16 protein-coding genes are annotated in these 20,099 nt (G+C 64.9%); 13 read left to right on the top strand and 3 right to left on the bottom strand.

Annotated elements, in window-relative coordinates; genetic code table 11:
- Positions 1 to 6: 6 nt before the first annotated feature.
- On the bottom strand, positions 7 to 666 hold the full coding sequence (locus tag ACN9MY_RS13000; RefSeq protein ID WP_426337442.1) for a FadR/GntR family transcriptional regulator: 660 nt from the start codon (positions 664 to 666) through the stop codon (positions 7 to 9).
- A gap of 174 nt (positions 667 to 840) precedes the next feature.
- Between ACN9MY_RS13000 and ACN9MY_RS13005 the strand changes: the two genes are divergently transcribed.
- The 5 genes from ACN9MY_RS13005 to ACN9MY_RS13025 all read left to right on the top strand — a co-directional run bounded on the left by ACN9MY_RS13005 (position 841) and on the right by ACN9MY_RS13025 (position 12,095).
- Positions 841 to 3,750 (top strand): TonB-dependent receptor domain-containing protein, encoded by a 2,910-nt coding sequence (locus ACN9MY_RS13005; RefSeq protein ID WP_426337443.1) that lies wholly within the window; start codon positions 841 to 843, stop codon positions 3,748 to 3,750.
- Position 3,751: 1 nt separating this feature from the next.
- Positions 3,752 to 7,522, top strand: a complete 3,771-nt coding sequence (locus ACN9MY_RS13010; RefSeq protein WP_426337444.1) for a pectinesterase family protein — start codon at positions 3,752 to 3,754, stop codon at positions 7,520 to 7,522.
- A complete protein-coding gene (locus ACN9MY_RS13015) occupies positions 7,519 to 9,333 on the top strand; it encodes a glycoside hydrolase family 28 protein (protein WP_426337445.1) in 1,815 nt (604 codons plus the stop codon). Before ACN9MY_RS13010 ends, ACN9MY_RS13015 begins: the two co-directional genes overlap by 4 nt.
- Complete coding sequence (locus tag ACN9MY_RS13020; RefSeq protein ID WP_426337446.1) at positions 9,330 to 10,889, top strand: DUF5060 domain-containing protein; 1,560 nt, start codon at positions 9,330 to 9,332, stop codon at positions 10,887 to 10,889. The genes ACN9MY_RS13015 and ACN9MY_RS13020 overlap by 4 nt, the downstream gene beginning before the upstream one ends.
- 114 nt (positions 10,890 to 11,003) lie before the next feature.
- Positions 11,004 to 12,095 (top strand): SMP-30/gluconolactonase/LRE family protein, encoded by a 1,092-nt coding sequence (locus ACN9MY_RS13025; RefSeq protein ID WP_426337447.1) that lies wholly within the window; start codon positions 11,004 to 11,006, stop codon positions 12,093 to 12,095.
- Here ACN9MY_RS13025 and ACN9MY_RS13030 read toward each other — a convergent pair.
- The gene (locus ACN9MY_RS13030; protein WP_426337448.1) at positions 12,068 to 12,316 is read right to left on the bottom strand and encodes a hypothetical protein; all 249 of its coding nucleotides are present in this window, start codon (positions 12,314 to 12,316) and stop codon (positions 12,068 to 12,070) included. The genes ACN9MY_RS13025 and ACN9MY_RS13030 overlap by 28 nt on opposite strands.
- Before the next feature lie 82 nt (positions 12,317 to 12,398).
- Between ACN9MY_RS13030 and ACN9MY_RS13035 the strand changes: the two genes are divergently transcribed.
- From ACN9MY_RS13035 to ACN9MY_RS13045, 3 genes are read left to right on the top strand one after another with little or no spacing between them, the layout of a single operon-like run.
- Positions 12,399 to 14,321, top strand: a complete 1,923-nt coding sequence (locus tag ACN9MY_RS13035; RefSeq protein ID WP_426337449.1) for a TonB-dependent receptor plug domain-containing protein — start codon at positions 12,399 to 12,401, stop codon at positions 14,319 to 14,321.
- A gap of 4 nt (positions 14,322 to 14,325) precedes the next feature.
- Positions 14,326 to 14,922: a YfiR family protein gene (locus ACN9MY_RS13040; RefSeq protein WP_426337450.1), complete on the top strand. Its 597-nt coding sequence runs from the start codon at positions 14,326 to 14,328 to the stop codon at positions 14,920 to 14,922.
- On the top strand, positions 14,923 to 16,800 hold the full coding sequence (locus tag ACN9MY_RS13045; RefSeq protein ID WP_426337451.1) for an ATP-binding protein: 1,878 nt from the start codon (positions 14,923 to 14,925) through the stop codon (positions 16,798 to 16,800).
- Between the two features lie 152 nt (positions 16,801 to 16,952).
- Here the strand turns inward: ACN9MY_RS13045 and ACN9MY_RS13050 are convergent, their stop codons facing one another.
- Entirely contained in the window at positions 16,953 to 17,138 is a 186-nt protein-coding gene (locus ACN9MY_RS13050) for a hypothetical protein (protein ID WP_426171203.1), read from the bottom strand.
- Between the two features lie 174 nt (positions 17,139 to 17,312).
- Here ACN9MY_RS13050 and ACN9MY_RS13055 point away from each other — a divergent pair, with 174 nt between their 5' ends.
- The 5 genes from ACN9MY_RS13055 to ACN9MY_RS13075 all read left to right on the top strand — a co-directional run bounded on the left by ACN9MY_RS13055 (position 17,313) and on the right by ACN9MY_RS13075 (position 20,096).
- Positions 17,313 to 17,450 carry a hypothetical protein gene (locus ACN9MY_RS13055; protein WP_426171205.1) on the top strand — a complete coding sequence of 46 codons (138 nt, stop codon included), beginning with the start codon at positions 17,313 to 17,315 and terminating at the stop codon, positions 17,448 to 17,450.
- 67 nt (positions 17,451 to 17,517) lie between these two features.
- Positions 17,518 to 17,877, top strand: a complete 360-nt coding sequence (locus tag ACN9MY_RS13060; RefSeq protein ID WP_426171207.1) for a hypothetical protein — start codon at positions 17,518 to 17,520, stop codon at positions 17,875 to 17,877.
- Between the two features lie 5 nt (positions 17,878 to 17,882).
- On the top strand, positions 17,883 to 18,746 hold the full coding sequence (locus ACN9MY_RS13065) for a class I SAM-dependent methyltransferase (protein WP_426171208.1): 864 nt from the start codon (positions 17,883 to 17,885) through the stop codon (positions 18,744 to 18,746).
- Positions 18,747 to 18,902: 156 nt separating this feature from the next.
- Positions 18,903 to 19,040: a hypothetical protein gene (locus ACN9MY_RS13070; RefSeq protein ID WP_154668206.1), complete on the top strand. Its 138-nt coding sequence runs from the start codon at positions 18,903 to 18,905 to the stop codon at positions 19,038 to 19,040.
- 81 nt (positions 19,041 to 19,121) lie between these two features.
- Entirely contained in the window at positions 19,122 to 20,096 is a 975-nt protein-coding gene (locus ACN9MY_RS13075; RefSeq protein WP_426171210.1) for a TOMM precursor leader peptide-binding protein, read from the top strand.
- Positions 20,097 to 20,099 lie beyond the last annotated feature (3 nt).

Consider the following 20,099-nt stretch of genomic DNA (forward strand, 5'->3'; position numbering starts at 1 on the left):
AGTCTCCTAAGCAGAGAAAGTGCGTGTCACGCGGCCAAGGTGCACCCGCATGGCCTTGCGGGCGGCGCCCGGGTCGTGGCTGGCGATGGCCTGCAGGATGGCGCGGTGATCGCCCAGGGTTTCCTTGCGCAGTTCTTCGGTCTGGAAGTGTTCCTTGAGCTTGTGCCACAGGTGGCCGCGCTGGTCCCACAGGTGGTTCATCACGCCCACCAGCGCGCTGTTGCCGGTGGCATTGGCAATCGCCATGTGAAAGTTGCGGTCAGCCTGTTCATTGGTGGCCACGTCGTCGTGGTCGCGCTCCATGGCTTCCACCGCGAAGAGGATGGCGTCGATCGCACGGTCGGTGGCCACTTGCGCGGCGATGGCGGCAATCTCGGCCTCGATCACGCGCCGCGCCGACAGCACTTCAAACGGTCCCGGGCCGGCTTCGGGCAGGGCGGGCGCGTGCCCTGGACGGTCGCATATATAGACGCCGGAATTGCTGCGCACCTCGATCACCCCGCCCAGCTCCAGCGCAATCAACCCTTCGCGCAGGGACGCCCGGCTCACCTCCAGCTTGGCCGAAAGTTCGCGCTCCGACGGGAGGCGATCGCCGCTTCCATATCCCTCGGTGGCGATCATCGCCTGGATCTTGTCCGCCACCTGTCTATATAGTCTGGTCTCCATGTGCGCAATTCTAATGTGGTCAGGCCAAAACAACAATCTGGACTGGCCAATAGTGGCTTTTTTGCACAAGCTTGCAATTTCTTCTTGTGAAATTGGCCTAACCACTTTAGTCTGTGGTTATACCAAAATCGAAAATCGATCAAACCAATTTGATCATACAACTGGAGGAGACTCATGAATTACGTTGCAGGCCCTCAAACCAAACGCGCCGTGCTGGCAGCAGCCGTAGCAGCGGCCGTTCTTCAGATGGCGAACCAGGCAGCCGCACAGACCGCGGCCCCGGCGGAAGAGCCGGTGGCTTCGGTGGTGGTGACCGGCTCCCTGATCCGCCGTGTAGCCAATGAGGGCGCCACCCCGCTGGTCACCATCAAGTCCAGCGAACTCCAGGCGCGCGGCAACACCGAGTTGAAAGACCTGGTGCTGGAAATGCCGCAGTCGCTGTCGCTGGGCACCAATAGCGGCGCGGCCGGGCCGATCATCAACCTGCGCGGCCTGGGGCCGATGCGCACCCTGACGCTGCTGAACGGCCGCCGCCTGGCCAACGAGCCTTTGCAGGACCAGTATGTCTCGGTCAACGTGATGCCGCGCATGGCGCTGGACCGCGTGGAAACCCTGAACGGCGGCGCCGCGTCGATCTACGGCGCGGACGCCATCGGCGGCGTGCAGAACTTCATCACCAAGCGCGGCTTCGAAGGCGCTTCGGTCAAGGCCGAATACGCGCCGACGGAAAAGGGCGGCGCCGATACGAAGAGCTTCGGCATGATCCTGGGCGCCGGCAACCTGTCGCGCGACGGCTGGAACGCCTATATTGCGATCGACCACCAGAAGAAGGATGCGCTGTTCCAGAGCGACCGCCCGGAGCAGCACGACCCTGCCATCCTGCGCACGCTGGGCCTGGGCATCACGCCGGACGCCCGCAACGCGACCCCGGCCGCCAACTTCGGCTTCGCGCGCAACGCCAACTCGAACTACAACCCGACTTTCGCCACCGGCTGCCTGTCGCCGTACGCCACACCGACCCTGGGCAACAACAGCACCGCCACGCCGCCAGTGTATGCGCCGGGCTGCGCCCGTAATCCGCTGTACTGGAATGCGGTGACCGACGGCAGCGAGATCACCAACATCAGCGGCCGCGCCAGCATGAACCTGCCGGGCGGCCACAAGGTGGACCTGGACATCCTGCACTCGGAGTTCACGGTCCAGAAATACCGCGGCATGCAGGCGCCGGGATCGACCAACCCGTTCACCACATATTCGCTGCCGGCTTCCAGCAAATACTATCCGGGCAAGGGCATCACGCCGGCCGTTCAGGTGGTGGGCAGCAATACCGGCAGCAACACGCCGACCATGTTCATCGACCCGGCCAAGACGCCGGGCACGGTCAGTAACCTGAACATGAACAACCGGACCATCTACTTCCAGTGGGGTCCTGCCGAACTTGGCCCGGCATACCGTAACGACGAACAGACCAACGACCGCATCGTGCTGACCGCCGAAGGCGAGGTGCTGGGCTGGGACTACCGCGCCGGCCTGAATTACGGTGAGTCGAAGCGCGACACGCGTGCCGGCGCAGGCTATATCTCGTACACCAAGGCGCAGGAAGGCTTCAATAACGGCACCCTGAACCCGTTCGGCCTGCAGGACGCGGCCGGCCTGGCTTACCTGCAAAGCATCCAGGCGGACGACTATACCTATCGCCTTAACAAGGCCTTCAACCAGAGTGTCGACGTGACCCTGTCCAAGGGCGTGTGGGACCTGAAGGGCGGCCCGCTGACCCTGGCCGTTTCGGGCGAGTTGCGCCGCGACGGCGCGCAGACCTTCAATGCGCCGCTGGACTACGTGCTGAAGAAAGCCGACGGCAGCTACAACATCGATGCGGCAGGCAACGTGGTGCAATCGGACCTGGTGGGCGAGACCCCGCAAGGCGTCGCCAAGAAGATCCACCGTACCATCGCTTCGCTGCTGATGGAGGCCGATGCGCCGATTACCGACAAGTTCCTGCTGAATGCAGCGGTGCGCGCCGACCGTTACTACGACCTGAAGCAAACCACCGTCAACCCCAAGCTGGCCGCACGCTGGCAGCCGTTCCAGCAGCTGGTCCTGCGCGGCAACGTGAATACCGGCTTCCGCGCGCCGTCGATCATCGACATCCAGAACCCGACGCCGGAAGTGCGCAACCAGGTGATGGACGATCCGGTCCTGTGCCCAAGCCCGCAGCCGCTGGTGGCGGGCACCGGCACGCCAAAGGCCGGCTACACCTATGACCAGGTGTGTAACGTCGCCACCAACTACTGGACCAAGTCGCCGAACAACGATTTCCTGAAACCGGAAAAATCGCGCGGTTTCTCGCTCGGCTTCGCACTCGAGCCGGTGAAAGACCTGTCGATCACCGTCGACTACTGGGGCCTGAAGCTGCGCGACGTGCTGGGCGCGGTGACCATCGCCGAGATTCAGCAGAATCCAGCCAAGTACGACGTGAACTTCGTGCGTAATGCGGACGGCACCATCGACCACATCGTGGCGAGCCAGGCCAACCGCGGCCAGACCCGCATCCGCGGCCTGGACCTGTCGGCCAGCTACCGCTTCCCGAAAACCAGCTTCGGCACCTTCGACGCGAAACTGGACGGCACTTATATGGACAAGTATGAGTTCCAGTCCGAGAAAAACGGTGCTTGGCTGAGCAACGTGGGCATCATCACCAACGATGGCCGCTACGGCGGCTCGGGTCCGAACGCTGGCCTGGCCGGCCTGCCGCAGATCAACCCGCGCTGGAAGCATACCGCCTCGGTGACCTACACCAACGGCGCCTGGGCCAGCACGCTGTCGCAGCGCTATAACTCGAGCGTGACCGACGTCACCCCGCGTGCCGGTTCCACCCTGACTGAAGTGGAGGCCTACAAGCAGTACAACCTGAACGTGAACTACACTGGCTTCAAGAACACGACCCTCAGCTTCGGCGTCAACAACCTGACCGAGGAATGGCCGCCACTGACCTCCAACAGCACTTATAGCGGCGGTTACGTGACCTCGATGGCCGACATGCTGGGCCGTGTGTATCGCTTCTCGGTGGAGTTCAAGTTCTAAGATGCTGCTGCGTTGCCTGTTGCTGGCCTGCGTCCTGCTGCTGTCGGCAGCGGCGCAAGCCGATCCTGTGGAACAGTGGGGCACGGCCGAGATCGAGCTGGCCGGGCCCCGCGACGGCAACCCTTTCCTGGACGTGCAACTGGCGGCCACGTTCAGGCAAGGGGGCCGCAGCGTCCCCGTGGCAGGCTTTTACGACGGCGACGGCAGGTACAAGGTCCGTTTCATGCCGGACAGCGTCGGCACCTGGGAGTATGAAACGCGCAGCAACCGGGACGCCTTGTCCGGCAAGACGGGCAAGATCCAGGTGGTGGCGCCGAGGCCGGGCAACCGCGGGCCGGTGCGCGTGCACAACACCTGGCATTTCGCCTATGCCGATGGAACGCCGTTCTGGCAGGTCGGCACCACGTCCTATTCCTGGACCAACCAGCCGGCGGCCTTGCAGGAGCAGACCTTGCGCACGCTGGCTATGGCGCCGTTCAACAAGCTGCGCATGGGCGTTTTCCCCAAGCGCTATGAATTCAACAAGAACGAGCCGCCGCTGTATCCATTCGAGGGCAAGGCGCCCTCGCAGTGGGATTTCAGCCGCTTCAATCCGGCCTTCTTCCGCAATCTGGAGCAGCGTGTCGGACAGTTGCGCGATCTCGGGATCGAAGCGGACATCATCCTGTTCCACCCTTACGACAAGGGGCATTGGGGCTTCGACGCCATGCCGCAGGAGGCCAATGAGCGCTATCTGCGCTACATCGTGGCGCGCCTGGCGGCCTACCGCAACGTGTGGTGGTCGATGGCCAACGAGTTCGATTTCATCAAGTCGAAGTCGATGGCGGACTGGGATCGCTACTTCCACCTCGTGCAGGCGAGCGATCCCTACCAGCACCTGCGCTCCATCCACAATGCATTCGAGTTCTATAACCATAGCAAGCCCTGGGTGACGCATGTCAGCGTGCAAAGCGGTTCGCTGGCCACGGATTACGAACGTGCGGTGCTGTTGCGCGATGTCTACAACAAGCCGGTGGTGTACGACGAAGTCAAATACGAGGGCAACTTCCCTCAGCGCTGGGGCAACCTGACGCCGCAGGAAATGGTGCTGCGCTTCTGGGAAGGGGCGATTGCCGGCACCTACGTCGGACACAGCGAAACCTACACTTCGCCGGACGAGGTGGTGTGGTGGGCCAAGGGCGGCGTGCTGCGTGGCCAGAGCCCGGCACGGCTGGAGTTCTTCCGCAAGATCCTGGCGGAAAGCCCGGCGCAGGGCCTGGAGCCAATCGACAAATGGCAGGGCTTCCCGTTCGCCGGGCGGCAGGGGCAGTACTACCTTGGCTACTTCGGCCGCGAGGCGCCGGTTTCCTGGCCGGTGGTCCTGCACAACAAGGGACTTGCCGAAGGCACGAGATTGCGGGCGGAGGTGATCGATACCTGGAACATGACCGTCTCGCCGGTGCCGGGAGTGTTTGAAATGCGCAAGCGCGATACGTACAACTTCGCCGACAAGGACGGGCGCAGCATTGCACTTCCGGGACGGCCCTACATGGCTGTGCGGCTGGTGCGCGTTGGCGAAGGGGCTGCTTGCGCCGGCGGAGCGGCGTGGTGCCGCGGCGAACCCTGGCTGGTTTCGCCTGCCGCGCCGACGGCTGCCGCGGCGCTGGTGCCGGCTGCGGAAACCGCGGCGGCGACCAGCGCTTCCTACTATGTCGAGGCGCGCCTGAGGCCTGCGCCGGGATCGGCGGCGACCGACGCGAAACGCAGCGGCTACGTCATTGCGCGCTACGCCGACGACCGTAACTGGCTTGGCTTCGGCCTGGAAGCCGCACCGGGCGGCAGGATGGCGGTCAATATTCTCCGCATGATCGACGGCCAGCCGAAATTCCTGAAGCAGGTGCGCATCGAGCCGGATGCAGGCGAGGCGTTCTACACGATCCGCGTCGACGTCGACGGTGCGGCGCTTACTGCCTACCTGAACGGCACGCGCCTGATCGGTGTCGACGAAGCCAATTCGCTGCCGCCGCGCATCGGCGTGCTGGCGCAGGGCGGCCGGTTCGAGATCGATGGCTTGCGTGCGGGAAGCATGGCGCAGCCGCCGGCCAGCATCGGCCTGGCCCATCGGCACAAGCAGCTTGCCTTGCAGGCCGGTGATCCGCCCCAGCGCTTTGCGGTACGCGCCGCGAGCCGCGGCGGCCTTCGTGCCCTGCGCTTTGCCGCCAGCTCGAGCGATGCCTCGGTGCTTGATGCCAGCGTGGACGGCGATGAGCTCGTGCTGGCGCCCCGCAGCGCCGGCTTTGCGGCAGTCACGCTCGCCAGTGCGGAAGATCCGAACGTGGCAGCGACGCTGGCGGTCCGCGTGGGGGCGGCGTTTGCAGCCTCTTCGCGCAGCGGCGCACTGGCTACGGGCAGAGCTTCGCCGGCGGCCGGTGAGCGCGACGTCCCGGTCGACACGCGGCTGCAGCTTCGTTTCGACCAGGCGCCGGCTCTCGGCGACAGCGGTTCGGTCCGCATCGTCCGCGCCAAAGACAATGTGACGGTCGACGTCATCCGCCCCGGCCTGGAACTGGACGAAATCGGCGCCAGCCGGGACGGCGTGAAGCGCGTCGTCCGCTACAAGGCGATCACGCTCGATGGAGCTACTGCCACGATCCGTCCACATGACGGCAAGCTGGCATACGGCACCGACTACTACGTGCTGGTGGACGGCAAGGTGTTCACGGGCGCGGCACTGGGCAAGGTCCCGTTCGAAGGCATCGCGAAGCCGGCCGGCTGGACCTTCCGCACCCGCGACCGCGCCCCGCAGGGCACGGCGCTGCGCGTGGCGCCGGCAGGCAAGGCCGACTTCCGTACCGTGCAGGGCGCGCTGGACCACGCCATGCAGAACATCCCGCGCGCGACCCCGGTTACCATCAACCTCGCCAACGCCAAGCACGACGGCCTGCTTTACCTGCGCGGCAAGGACAATGTCACGTTGCGTGGTGACAGCCGCCATGGCGCCATCATCGCAGGCGAGAACAGCGACGGCGTCAATCCTGGCAGCGGCAACGGCCAGTTGCCGCTGGCACCCTGGGCCGGCGGCGGCCGTTCAGTGTTCCTGGTCGAGGATGCGGACCTGCTGCGCCTCGACAGGCTGACAGTGGTCAACACGACATGGCGCAGCAAGACCATTGGGGCGCAGGCGGAAGCGCTCAACTTCAACAGCGAAGGGCGCCTGGTCGCCAACGAGGCCGATTTCCTCAGCGAGCAGGATACGATCCAGGTCAAGGGCTACGCCTGGTTCTACCGCAGCCTGGTGGCGGGCAACGTGGACTTTGTGTGGGGCTATAACCGTGCCGCCCTGTTCGAAGAATCCGAGATCCGCTCGGTAGGCGACAGCGTCAACCCCTCGAGCGGCGGCTACCTGGTGCAAGCGCGCACTGTGGCTGAAGACGATCCCGGCTTCGTCTTCCTGAACAGCCGCCTGACGCATGGACCGGGGCCGGCCGGCAACGATGTGCCGCCCGCTGCAACCTTCCTGGCGCGGCCGGGCGTGGCCACGGCCTGGGACAATGTGCGCTTTATCAATTGCAGCATCGGGCCGCACGTCAATGCCGCAGGCTGGCATGGCAAGCCGCGCGCCGGCAAGGGCTGGGAAGAGGGCGGCAGCACCGACCTGGCGGGCAGGCCGCTCGACCTTTCGCAGCGCGCAGCAGGGCGCGTGCTGGCGCCCGCCGACGCCGCCCGTTATGACAGCCGCGCCAAGGTCTTCGCCCAATACGCAAACGGGAAAGGATGGAACCCTCAGCCATGAGTAAAAATGTCCAGCATTCAGCGCGCCGCCGCAGGCTGCTGCAAGGCGCCGCCGCCGCGGGCGCGCTCGGTTTTGCCAGCGCCGCATCGGCCGTGGCGGCGTCCAATCCTTGGTCGCGGGCGCAGGATATCCGGCACCGCTTTGCCGTGCCGCTCCGCTTCCCCCAGCGCGACTACCTGGTGAGCGACTTCGGCGCCAGGCCCTGCGAACTGGCGAAGGTACACGGCTATCCCACTATCCGCGCCAAGGGCGAACTGGAGACGCAGGCGCCGGGATCGCATGACAGCCACCCTGCCTTCAGGGCGGCCATCGCAGCTGCGCACAAGGCGGGCGGCGGCCGTGTCGTCATCCCGGCGGGGAACTGGTACCTGAAAGGCCCGATCACGCTGCTGTCGAACGTTCACGTCCACCTGCAGGCCGGCGCGCATATCCTGTTCAGCGCCAACCCTGCCGATTTTGCGCGCGATGGCGACTATGACTGCGGCGGCAACGGCAAGCTGGTGCTCACGCGCTGGCAAGGCAACGACTGCCTGAACTTCAGCCCCATGGTCTATGCGCGCGGCCAGCAGAACATCGCCCTCACCGGCGAAGACTGGAGCAGCATCCTGAACGGCCAGGCCGGCGTTCCTTTCGAAGACGGCGGCGGCAACTGCTGGTGGGGCATGAACCCGAAAGGCGCCTTGCCCGGCGCCGTGCACCAGTCCGTTCCGAACCCGGCCAATCCGGCTTCGCTGGCGCAAGTGGCGCCCCAGCTCGATGCCGCGGCGCGGGCCCGGATACAGGGAGCGGGCGAGGGCTGGCGCGCGGACGCAAGCCTGTTGCCGGCGCTTTCCGAAGCCGGCGTTGCGCCGGAAAAGCGGGTATTCGGCCTTGGCCATTTCCTGCGTCCTTCGATGATCCAGTTCGTCGACTGCACCAATGTGCTGATGCAAGGCTATATGGTCGTCAACACGCCGATGTGGATCCACCATCCGCTCAACTCGCGCAACGTGCACATCAAGCGCGTGCGCATGGACAGCATCGGTCCCAACTCCGACGGCATCGACCCGGAGGCCTGCGACACGGTGCTGGTCGAAGGCTGCGAATTCAATACTGGCGACGATTGCATCGCCATCAAATCCGGCAAGAACCGCGACACCCAATACGGCCCGACACGCAATATGCTGATCCAGGATTGCGTGATGAACAGCGGCCATGGCGGCATCACGCTGGGCAGCGAAATGTCGGCCGGCATCGAGCATATCTATGCGCAGGACATCGAGTTCCGCAACGCGCACTGGGCCAGCGACCCGCTGTGGACCGCGATCCGCCTGAAGACCAATATGAACCGCGGCGGCTACCTGCGCCACCTTCACGTGCGCAACATCACGCTGCCAAATGGCGTACAGACCACGCCACGGCCCTACAAGCCCCTGCCGGGCAACAGCCTGGGCGGCAAGCTGCCATCGACCGGCGGCGGCGCGGTGCTGACCATCGACTGCGACTACGCTCCCGCGGACGATATCGTGCGCAGCCGGCCGCCCAGGGTGTCCGACGTCCACCTCAGCGGCATCCGCGCCAGCAACGTGCAAGGCCCGGACGGGGCCTACTCCTGCAACCAGGTCATGGTGGTGCTGGGCCCTGTAGCGGGCAGCTATAACGGGCCGCCCGGCACGCCTGTGCTGCCGCTGCGCGATATCTCCATCACCGATGCCGATTTCGGCACGCCGCGCAATGCCGCCGATCCCTGGTTTGTTTTCAACGCCAGGCGCATCAGGCTTGCCAATGTACGGATAGCCGGGAAAACCATCAACACGGAGCTGAACGCATGAAGAAGATGCTTGTGCTGCTGGTGGCGGCCCTGTTCGCCGCTGCGGGGGCGCAGGCGCAGGATGCTGGTCCGGTCGAGCGCTGGGGCAGCAAGGAAATTTCGCTGAGCGGGCCGCGCGACGGCAATCCCTTCACCGAGGTGGAAATTTCAGCCACCTTCCGCCAGGGCGCGCGCCAGATGACGGTGGACGGCTTTTACGACGGCGATGGCCAGTACAAAGTACGCTTCATGCCCGATGCCGCCGGCGAATGGGAGTACGAAACCCACAGCAATCGCACAACGCTTGACGGCAGGCGCGGCAGCTTCACGGTCATGGCTGCGAAACCCGGCAACCACGGTCCGGTGCGGGTGAAGGGCGTGCATCATTTCGGCTATGAGGACGGCACGCCGTTCTGGCAAGTCGGCACCACCAGTTACGGCTGGACCCACCAGCCGGAATCCATCGAGCGCCAGACCCTGGCGACCCTGGCGGCGGGGCCGTTCAACAAGATCCGCATGCTGGTATTTCCGAACCAGGACGTCCGGCACCAGCCGCCGCGCTTCCCCTTCGAAGGCACGCCGCCGAAAGAGTGGGACTTCACGCGCTTCAATCCCGAATTCTTCCGCCACCTGGAGCAGCGCATCGGCGACTTGCGTGCTCTCGGCATCGAGGCTGACGTCATCCTGTTCCATCCCTATGACAAGGGCTTCTGGGGCTTCGACCAGATGCCGGCCGAAGTCAATGAGCGCTACCTGCGTTATGTGGTCGCGCGGCTGGCTTCCTACCGCAACGTCTGGTGGTCGATGGCGAATGAGTTCGACTACCTGGTGAAGAAGCAGATGCCGGAGTGGGACCGCTACTTCGAAATCGTCCAGCAGCGCGATCCCTACCGGCACCTCCGCTCGATCCACAATGCCGTGCTGCTGTACAACCACACCAAGCCTTGGGTAACGCACGTCAGCGTGCAAAGCGGCGCCATTGCGGAGGACTTCGAGCGCGCCGTGCTGCTGCGCGACGTGTACTCGAAGCCCGTGGTCTACGACGAGGTGAAATACGAGGGCAATATCGAGCGCCGCTGGGGGCAGTTGTCCGGGCAGGAAATGGTGCTGCGATTCTGGATGGGGGCGATTGCGGGCACTTATGTCGGTCATGGCGAAATCTTCAAGGACCCTGGCGACATGTCCTGGCTGGGCAAGGGCGGGACCATGCGCGGTGAAAGTCCGCCGCGGCTGGCGTTCTTCCGCAAGATCTTTTCCGGCAGCCCGGCCGAAGGGCTGGAGCCGATCGACAAATGGCAGGAGTATCCGTTTGCCGGCAAGCCTGGCCAGTACTACCTGGGTTATTTCGGCCGCCAGGCGCCTGTTGCCTGGCCTTTCGTGCTGGCCAAGCCAGGCCTGGCGGATGGCATGAAGTTCAAGGCCGAAGTGATCGATACCTGGAACATGCTGGTCACGCCGGTGGAAGGCACGTTCGAAATCCGGAAACGCGACAACTACAGCTTTGCCGACAAGGACGGCCGCAGCATCGCGCTGCCAGGCCGTCCCTACATGGCCTTGCGCATCACGAGGCTGCTGTGAAGCGCGGCGCGGCACCAGCGGCCGGCGGAAGCCACACGCGGGGAAAATGCAGCCGCGGTTCGCGCAGGGCCAATTAGTTAAAATGTCTGCCATCATTGTTATGGGGAGACATTCTTGGAAAGCTCGAAGGGACACAAGATCGCGGCCGGCGCCGGCCTGACGCTGGCTGGGTTACTGGCCTACCTGCTGCTGTGGCCAGTGCCCGCTGAACCGGTTTCGTGGACGCCACAACAGGCCCCGGGATACCTTGGCGCGCATGCGCCAAACACGAGGCTCGCCGGCCTGCAGAAAATCGACATCGGAACCGAGCAAGGCCCTGAGCACCTGGCCATGGGACCGGACGGCAAGCTGTACGCCGCCGTCGCCAGCGGGAAAATCCTGCGCATGGCGCCTGATGGCAGCCAGCGCGAAGTCTTCGCCAGTACCGGCGGACGGGTGCTTGGCTTCGACTTCGACGCCGGCGGGCGCCTGATTGCAGCCGACGCGATGAAAGGCCTGCTGGCGATTGCCCCGGACGGCAAGGCCACCGTGCTGGCCGCGCAAGTCGCGCAAGGCGATCCAATCCGCTATGCCGATGGCGTCGTGGTGGCGCCCAGCGGCATGATCTACTTCACCGACGCCTCGACCCGCTTTGCGCCCGCCGAGTGGGGCGGCACGTTCGAGGCCAGCGTGCTGGATATCCTCGAACAGTCGGCAACCGGCCGCGTGCTGGCCTACGACCCATCGAAGGGCAGTACGCGCGTGCTTGCCGGCGGTTTTTCGTTCGCCAACGGCATCGCACTGTCGGAAGACGGGCGCACCCTGTTCGTCAGCGAGACAGGCCGCTATCGCATCTGGAAAATCGACGCGCAAAGCGGCAAGCGCGAAGTCCTGCTGGACAACCTGCCAGGCTATCCCGACAACCTGATGCGCGGGCGTGACGGCAAGATCTGGGCCGGCCTGGTCAAGCCGCGCAACCCGACCATCGACAAGCTGGCGCAAAAGCCCTTCATGCGCAAGCTCACGCTGCGCTTGCCGCGCGTCCTGTGGCCGGTGCCGAAAGCCTATGGCCACGTGTTCGCCTTCAGCGAAGAAGGCAAGGTGCTGGCCGACCTGCAGGATCCTTCCGGCGCCTACCCGGAAGCCACGGCAGTTCTGGAAAGCCAGGACCGCCTTTATATCCAAAGCCTGCACGCAGCCTATATCGGCTGGATGCCACGGCCCTGACCGGCCGGCGCGTCGTCTGGCACCGCCGGCAGGGGCGCCGGCGGTGCCGGCGTCGGCACGACGATCGTCGTGGTATCGACGGCGCCGGTGACGCGCTGCTGGACGACCTGCATGGCGACTGCCTTGCGCGGCGGTTCGGGCCGGGGTGGTTTCGGGAACATGGCTTCTCCTGTCTGTGCGGTCCGGCCCATATTGGGCGCCCCTGTCAAATTTACAAGCACATGCTGTTGCCAATATGGTCACAGCGAATCGTGCGCCGGATAGTTGTGTCTATAATTCCCTACGACAATTTTCCTCTTCGCCATGTACAGGAATTCCACTCCCTTGCTGTTGCTGGCCGTACTGTCCCTGGCGCCCGGCGCGCGCGCTACGGGCCTGGCCGATGGCGACATCGCCGACCTCACGCTGGAACAACTGAATGAAATTGTGGTCACCTCGGTCTCGCGGCAGGAAGAAAGGCTAAGCAAGGCCGCCGCTTCATTGTTCGTCATCAGCGCCACCGATATCCGCCGCAGCGGCGTGCGCTCGCTGCCGGAAGCACTGCGCCTGGCGCCAAACCTGCAAGTGGCGCGCATCGACGCGCGCAACTATGCGATCAGCGCGCGCGGTTTCAACGGCGCGTTCGCCAACAAGCTGCTGGTGCTGATCGACGGCCGCAGCGTCTACTCGCCATTCTTCTCCGCCGTGTTCTGGGACGCCCAGTCGGTGGTCATGGAAGACATCGAACGCATTGAGGTGATCAGCGGCCCCGGCGCCACCATCTGGGGCGTGAACGCCGTCAACGGCGTGATCAACATCATCACGCGCAGTGCGAAGGACAGCCAGGGCACGCTGCTGTCGGTCGCCGCGTCGAGTGGGGAGGGCGACGCCAGCCTGCGCTTCGGCGGGCGCCTGCCGCACAATGGCTACTACCGCGCCTACGCGCAAGCCATGGCTTCCGAAGACACCGAGACCGAAACCGGCCTCAATACCTACACCGGCATGCAGCGCCGCCAGGCCGGCTTCCGCGCCGACTGGGGACTGGAGCAAGGCAGCTTCGCCGTGTCGGGCGACGCCTACCAGGCCAACCTGGGCCAGCTCGGCACGCGCGATATCCGCCTGTCCGGCGCCAACCTGGTGGCGCGCTACATGCGCCAGCTGGGCGAAGACAGTGCGCTGCGCCTGCAGTTCGTGCTGGACCACACGGAACGCAACCAGCCCAACGCCTACGTCGACCGGCTCGATACGGTGGAGCTGGAAGGCCAGCACGACGTGCGCTTCGGCCTCCACAAGCTGTCGTGGGGCGGCGGCTATCGCCATTCGCGCGACGACAATACGCCCGGGCCGAACTTCGGCTTCTGGCCCTACGAGCGCAATATGCATTGGGGGAACCTGTTCGCACAGGACGAGGCGGCGTTGTCGCCGAACCTGCGCGCCACCGCCGGCGTGAAGGTGGAGCACAACACCTACACAGGCTCCGAAGTGCTGCCCACGCTGCGCCTCGCGTGGAGCCCGGATGCCAGGCAAACGGTCTGGGGCGCGCTGTCGCGCACGGTACGGGCGCCGGCGCGCGCCGACCGCGACTTCGTGCAGCCGCCCACGCCGGTCATGATCGGCGGCGTGCCGCGTTTCGCAGTCGGCGCCAGCCCCGAGTTCGAATCGGAGGTGGCCAAGGTGCTGGAACTGGGCTACCGGGCGCAGCCGGGGCAGAACTGGTCATACTCGGCCACGGCCTGGTACGCCGATTACGACAAGCTGCGCACCCTGGAGCCGAACGCCACGGCCGAACCTTACCGCGGCATCTTCGAATTCCGCAACCTGGCCGAAGGGCGCACGCGCGGCATCGAACTGTGGGCGCGCTGGCAACCGATGCTGCGCTGGCGCCTGAATGCCGGCTTGGTGGTGCAGGACATCGACACCAGGCTCAAGCCAGGCAGCAAGGACGCCAGCAGCATCGGCATCCTGATCAACGACCCGCACAGCTACTGGCAGTTGCGTTCTTCCCACGAAATTGGCGAACGCATCCAGTTCGACTGGACATTACGTTACAACGGCAGCATGCCTAAACCCCATGTTCCGTCGTATCATGAGCTGGATACGAACCTGGTCTGGAAAGCCAGCCAGCATATTGACGTCGCGCTCGCCGGACAGAACCTGCTGCATGCACGGCATGGCGAGTGGGGCGGCTACCCCGGCCGCAATGTGTTCGAACGGCGGGCGGTCCTGAAATTGACGATGCGATACTAAGGAAATGGTAAGCGCAAGCCTTACTTTATGGGCCGCGCCGCCGCTGGCGGCCGGCAGTTGGCGCAACCGCCTGCTGGCGCTGGCGCTGATGCTGTTCGCCTTCAGCTGCCTGGCGGTCGGCTCCCAGCAGAACGGCGCAACGCCGGTGCTGGAGCGCAGCGTCAAGGCTGCCTTCCTGTATAAATTCCTGGGCTATATGGAGTTTGCATCCGATCCCGGGCCGACGCTGGTGGTGGGCGTGCTGGGGGCGGACGAGGTGGCGGCGCAACTGGCGCAGATCAGCAGCGGCCGCAGCGTCGGCAACCGCAGCATCAGCGTGCGCAAGCTGAGCGAGGGCGACGCGCTGGGCGGCCTGAACCTGCTGTTCGTCGGCAGCGATGCCAGCCTGCCGGAAGCGGCGCTGCGCGCGGCGGAAAAGAACGGCACCGTCACGGTCACCGAGCAGGAAGATGGCTTGCAAAGTGGGGGTGTCATCAATTTCCGCCTGGTTGACGAGCGCGTGCGATTTGAAGTCTCGCTGCCGGCTGCCGAACGCTGCAATGTACGACTCAGTTCACGCTTGTTGTCGGTCGCCTATTACGTGCAGAAAGGCGGGCAGTAAATGATCACCAGGGCGGCAGGATCAGTGCGCATCAAGCTGATCCTGACGGCACTGGCCACGACTTTCGTCGCGCTGGTGGTGACCACGGTGACCATGCTGGTGTACGACCTGCAAAGCTTCCAGCAGGGCTGGATCGATGACCTGACCACGCAGGCCGAACTGGTGGCCACGGCCTCGGCGCCGGCGCTCTCTTTCAACGATCCGCGTGCGGCGCGCCAGAACCTGGGGCTGCTGCGCGTTCGGCCGCAGATCGAGGCCGGCGCGATCTATGCCGCCAATGGCGCCTTGTTCGCATCCTACGTGCATGCGCCGTCGGAAATACCGGCCCTGCCGCAAAAGCCCGGCCCGCTCGGCTATGCCATCGAAGGCGGGCGCATGGTGGTGACCCACCCGATCGTCGAGGAAGGTGAACGCATCGGCACGGTGTACCTGAGCGCCTCCTACCGCCTGCTCGACCGTGTGCAAAGCTATGCCCTGATCCTGCTGGGCGTGATGCTGGGCAGCCTGCTGCTGGCGGCCGTCGTCGCGCATCGGCTGCAGCAGGCCATCACGCGCCCGCTGCTGGCCATGACCGACGTGGCGCGCGCGGTGATGCAGCGTCGCGATTATTCGCTGCGCGTCGGCGAGCGTGCCAGCGGCGAGATCGGCACGCTGGTCGACGCCTTCAATGACATGCTGGCCGAAATCGCACGCCGCGCCAATGCACTGCAGGATGCCAACCTCACGCTGGAGCACGAAATGACCGTGCGCCAGGGCGCCGAGCGCGCGCTGCTGCTGGCTGATCGCCGCAAGGACGAGTTCCTCGCCACGCTGGCGCACGAGCTGCGCAACCCGCTGGCGCCGATCCGCACCGGCCTTGACATCATGCGCATCAATGCCAGCGACCAGGTGGCATGCGAGCGCGCCCGCTCCATCATGGAGCGCCAGTTGAAGCAGATGGTGCGGCTGGTGGACGACCTGCTGGACGTCTCGCGCATCAACACCGGCAAGCTGGCCATCCGCCGCGAGCAGCTCATGCTGCAGGACGTGGTGAACGATGCGCTGGAACTGGCGCGGCCTTTCATTGCTGCGCAGGGACATACCCTGCATGTGCAGGTCCCGGAGCAGGCGGTCTACCTGGTCGGCGATGCCACGCGCCTGGCGCAGGTGATATCCAACCTGCTGCATAACGCCGCCAAATACACCGCGCGCGGCGGCAGTATCGCGCTGGAAGCCGAGGCGCACGCGGGCCAGGTCGAGCTGCGCGTGCGCGACAACGGCATCGGCATTTCGTCGGCGATGCTGCACGCAATTTTCGAGATGTTCATCCAGGCCGACTCCTCGCTCGAGCGCAGCACGGCGGGCCTGGGTGTCGGCCTGTCGTTGGCGCGCAAGCTGGTGGAGCTGCATGGCGGCAGCATCCGCGCCGACAGCGCCGGCGAAGGGCAGGGCAGCACCTTCATCGTCACGCTGCCGGCGCTGGCCGACGGCCATGCCGCAACGCCCGCGGCGCAAGCCTTGCCGTCCGATGCGCGCCTGCACCGCATCCTGCTGGCCGACGACAATGTCGACTTCGTCAATGGCATCGGCGGCCTGTTGCGGTCGATGGGCCACCAGGTGCATATCTCGCACGACGGCAAGCAGGCGCTGGCGGCCGCCGAAGCGTTCGCACCGGAATTCGCCTTCCTCGACATCGGCTTGCCGGAGCTGAATGGCTATGACCTGGCGCGGGCGCTGAAGCGCCTGCCGGCCCTGCGCCATACGGTGCTGGTGGCGGTGACGGGCTGGGGGCAGCAGAAGGACCGCCAGCAAGCGTTCGAGGCCGGCTTCCACCATCACCTGGTGAAGCCGGTCAGTATTGACCAGCTCCAGGAAATCCTGGCTCACGCTGGCCCTTGATATCCGGCGAAAACGCCCGATCTGCTTTGACAGGCAACGTTAATCGAGGAGTAATGCCATGCGAGCGCATATCACACCCGACCCGGAATCCCCTCCGCCCGAGCCGGAAAAAGATCCGCCGCCGGACGACCTGCCACGGCCGGCCGAGCCGCCTATCGAGGAGCCGGTGCCGAAGCCGCCCCCGATGCAGGCTTGACCCCCGCGTCGGGCAGGGGAGGAATCTGGCGAATCTGCTCGTCGGTATCCTGTTCGCCCGGCGTTTTCTCGCCGCTGCCAATGTCGGCTTCTTCAATGAAATGGCGGCCTTTTTCAGGCTGCGATTTTGCTGGCTGTTCCATGCTGGATCCTCCTTGTTGCCGATGCTACCAGCGCCCCACACCTGCTGTCGCTTGCTTGCTAAAAGGAAATAAGTGTTGTGCGTTGAGAATATATTTTGCGCTGTCACGAAAGCGTCACGATCCGCTATCTATAATAGGTCATCGACACATGCTTTTTCTTCGTCGGAGGCCGCGATGGGCAATTCCCTGCACAACAAGATCTACCTCAAACGCCGTATTGACCTGCACAGCCGCCGTCTCCAGGCGCTGGTCTGTGCGACTGCCGTGACGGGGCTGGCGCTGGCATGGCTGGCGCTGCGCGCGCTCAAGTAAGCTTGCCGCCTCCGGTGCAGGCGCGTACCATGATGGGTTGCAAAGGCACCATCATGGAATACGAGCAATGAAAAACGAAAAACTGAGCACCGACGAATTCAACGCGCTGGAAGAGATTGCCCGCGGCATCAAGGGCAAGCCCAGCGCTTGCGTCGGGCGCAACAGCAAGCGCCTGTCCGGCATCAAGTTCATCAAATTCGAGCGCAGCGGGGCCATCATCCTGACCGATGCCGGCCGCCAGCAGCTGTTCCTGCGCCGCTGCGTGATGGCCTTGCGTGCGCTGGCCGTGGCGCCCGGTGCGGTGGCGGACAAGGACGTGGCCCTGTTCCTGGGCAAGAAGTCGCACATCGTGGCGACCGAAGGCGGTTTTGCCATCACTGAAAAAGGCCGCGAGTCGCTGGCCGATATCGAAGCGCAGGGCATGTAAGCCCCATGTCCAGCCACCTGCTCAGCGAAGGCCAGCCCAGCCGCAGCGCGCTGATGGTGGCGCGCTTGCGCGCAGCCCACCAGCTGCTGGACACGCCGGCCATTTTCGACGACCCGCTGGCGCTGCCGGTGCTGGGGCCGGAAGACTGCGTGCAAGTGCAGTCCAATGCGCGCGTCTACGACGCCGGCTTCAGCCGCATCCTGCGCGCTGCCATGGCCGTGCGCAGCCGCTTTGCCGAAGATGAACTGGCGCGCGCCGCTGCTGCCGGCGTGCGGCAATACGTGGTGCTGGGCGCGGGCCTGGATACCTTCGCCTGCCGCCGCCAGCATGACGCGGCGCTGCAGGTGTTCGAAGTGGACCACCCTGCAACCCAGGCGTGGAAGCGCAAGCTGCTGGCGGCCAGCAGCATCACCGTGCCGGACAGCCTGCGTTTCGTGCCGGTCGATTTCGAACGCGATGCGCTGGCCGATGCGCTGCGTGCGGCCGGCTGCCGCCTGGACCGGCCCGTGTTTTTCTCTTGGCTCGGCGTCACCCTCTACCTGACCGAACAGGCCATATTCGACACCCTGGGTTTGGTCGCCAGCCTGCCTTGCGGCAGCGGCATCGTGTTCGATTACGGCATCAAGCCGGAGCTGCTCGATACGCTCGAGCGGGCCGGCGTCGAGTACTTCGCGCGCCGTTATGCCGAGCAGGGCGAGCCCTGGCTGTCGTATTTTGATCCTGCCGGACTGTGCGCGCGCCTGCGCGATTTGGGATTTTCCGCAGTGCAAGATTTTGGGCGCGATGCGCTGGAAAGCCGCTATTTTGCTGGGCGCGGGGACAATTTGCGCCTCGGCGGCGGCACGCATTTAATGCTCGCTAGCAACTAGAAAGTTAATATTTTTGGAATGTTTCTTCTACTAGATGTAGTTTAGTTTCATGCTACCTTCCGGAGCGGTCGTGCCCGATGCGGAATCCGCATTTGCTTATGCTGGTTTCGCATATGGCGCGGCCATTCTCTTAAAAACTCAAAAGGAAGCAGAGAAATGACCATTCTGATTGAAACCACCCACATCCAGATCACCGACTCCACCGAGCCGGAATACCTGATGGACGACATGAGCGGCGCCCTGGCCGACGTGAGCGTCTCCTGCTGCACCTGCTCCTGCTCTTGCTGCTGCTAAACGGTTAAGTCCGGACACCGGCGTCGTTGCCTCGTGCAGCAGCGCCGGTGCCACGCCTTTTTTCTGAGATTGGTTAAGAGAATGAGTGAGTCCCTGTACATCTCGCCGCTGGCCGAAGTGACCACGCTGGGCGAAGGCAAGATTGCCATTTCCGTCGTCGGGCGCCGCTTCACGGTGGAAGACCGGGTCGGCATCCTGAAAAGCATCCTGGCCGACGCCGCGCAAGGCGTCACGCTGAAAAAGCTGCTCGACGACCGCGCCGAGAGCTTCCCGCCCGAGGCGGTGGAAGCGGCGGTCAACGCCCTGGTCGAGGCGCGCGTGCTGCTGAAGCAGAACGGACGCAGCGGCGGCGATGCCACCTTCCACCACCTGCAGCACCGCCGCGAGCAGGACGGCATGTCCGGCCCGGCACAGCGCCCGCACTACGACAAGTCCAACTGGGTGCTGGCGCTGGCAGGCACCGGCTCCTGCGCCGATGCGCTGGCCGCTTCGCTGACCGAACTCGGCGTGCAGGTGGAGCGCGTGGTGCGCGACGGCCCCTTGCCGGACAAGGGCGAACGCCGCGCGCTGCTGCTGGTGGCGTCCGATTTCGACGACATCGCGCTGTTCCGCGCCATGAATGCCACGGCCGTTGCTGCCGGCTGGCCGGCGCTGTTCGTCGGCATCGACTGGAACACCGTGCATTGCGGCCCCCTGGTGCTGCCGAAAGCCACCGGCTGCTACGAATGCTATTTCCACCGCGTGCGTTCGACCCGCAAGTTCGTGGCGGAATTCGACATGCGCAGCCAGTCGGAGAACATCCTGTACCACGCGCTGCCAAGCCGCCTTGCCGTCCAGTTCGGCGTGGCCGAGGCGTCGCGCCTGGCGCTGCAGTTCCTGGCCGGCACGCTGGAAGGCCTGCAGCAAAGCGTGTTCAGCGAAATCGACAGCGCAAGCGGCGAGATCGTGCGTTCGCGCGTGCTGCGCTTGCCGCGTTGCCAGGTGTGCGGCACCGCCAGCACCGAGCGTCCGGTAGGCAGCGTATTCCAGCAGGCGCTGTTGCGCCGTCGGGCCTGAGCC

Source organism: Pseudoduganella sp. R-31 (assembly GCF_049913235.1).
Taxonomy (GTDB): domain Bacteria; phylum Pseudomonadota; class Gammaproteobacteria; order Burkholderiales; family Burkholderiaceae_D; genus Rugamonas.

Excerpts from the sequence above, each read along its gene's own strand:
- ACN9MY_RS13005 (WP_426337443.1), top strand. The coding sequence starts at position 841 with ATGAATTACGTTGCAGGCCCTCAAACCAAACGCGCCGTGCTGGCAGCA.
- ACN9MY_RS13015 (WP_426337445.1), top strand. The coding sequence starts at position 7,519 with ATGAGTAAAAATGTCCAGCATTCAGCGCGCCGCCGCAGGCTGCTGCAA.
- ACN9MY_RS13050 (WP_426171203.1), bottom strand. The coding sequence starts at position 17,138 with ATGGAACAGCCAGCAAAATCGCAGCCTGAAAAAGGCCGCCATTTCATT.
- ACN9MY_RS13070 (WP_154668206.1), top strand. The coding sequence starts at position 18,903 with ATGACCATTCTGATTGAAACCACCCACATCCAGATCACCGACTCCACC.
- ACN9MY_RS13055 (WP_426171205.1), top strand. The coding sequence starts at position 17,313 with ATGGGCAATTCCCTGCACAACAAGATCTACCTCAAACGCCGTATTGAC.
- ACN9MY_RS13065 (WP_426171208.1), top strand. The coding sequence starts at position 17,883 with ATGTCCAGCCACCTGCTCAGCGAAGGCCAGCCCAGCCGCAGCGCGCTG.
- ACN9MY_RS13075 (WP_426171210.1), top strand. The coding sequence starts at position 19,122 with ATGAGTGAGTCCCTGTACATCTCGCCGCTGGCCGAAGTGACCACGCTG.
- ACN9MY_RS13000 (WP_426337442.1), bottom strand. The coding sequence starts at position 666 with ATGGAGACCAGACTATATAGACAGGTGGCGGACAAGATCCAGGCGATG.
- ACN9MY_RS13010 (WP_426337444.1), top strand. The coding sequence starts at position 3,752 with ATGCTGCTGCGTTGCCTGTTGCTGGCCTGCGTCCTGCTGCTGTCGGCA.
- ACN9MY_RS13035 (WP_426337449.1), top strand. The coding sequence starts at position 12,399 with ATGTACAGGAATTCCACTCCCTTGCTGTTGCTGGCCGTACTGTCCCTG.
- ACN9MY_RS13040 (WP_426337450.1), top strand. The coding sequence starts at position 14,326 with ATGGTAAGCGCAAGCCTTACTTTATGGGCCGCGCCGCCGCTGGCGGCC.
- ACN9MY_RS13060 (WP_426171207.1), top strand. The coding sequence starts at position 17,518 with ATGAAAAACGAAAAACTGAGCACCGACGAATTCAACGCGCTGGAAGAG.
- ACN9MY_RS13020 (WP_426337446.1), top strand. The coding sequence starts at position 9,330 with ATGAAGAAGATGCTTGTGCTGCTGGTGGCGGCCCTGTTCGCCGCTGCG.
- ACN9MY_RS13045 (WP_426337451.1), top strand. The coding sequence starts at position 14,923 with ATGATCACCAGGGCGGCAGGATCAGTGCGCATCAAGCTGATCCTGACG.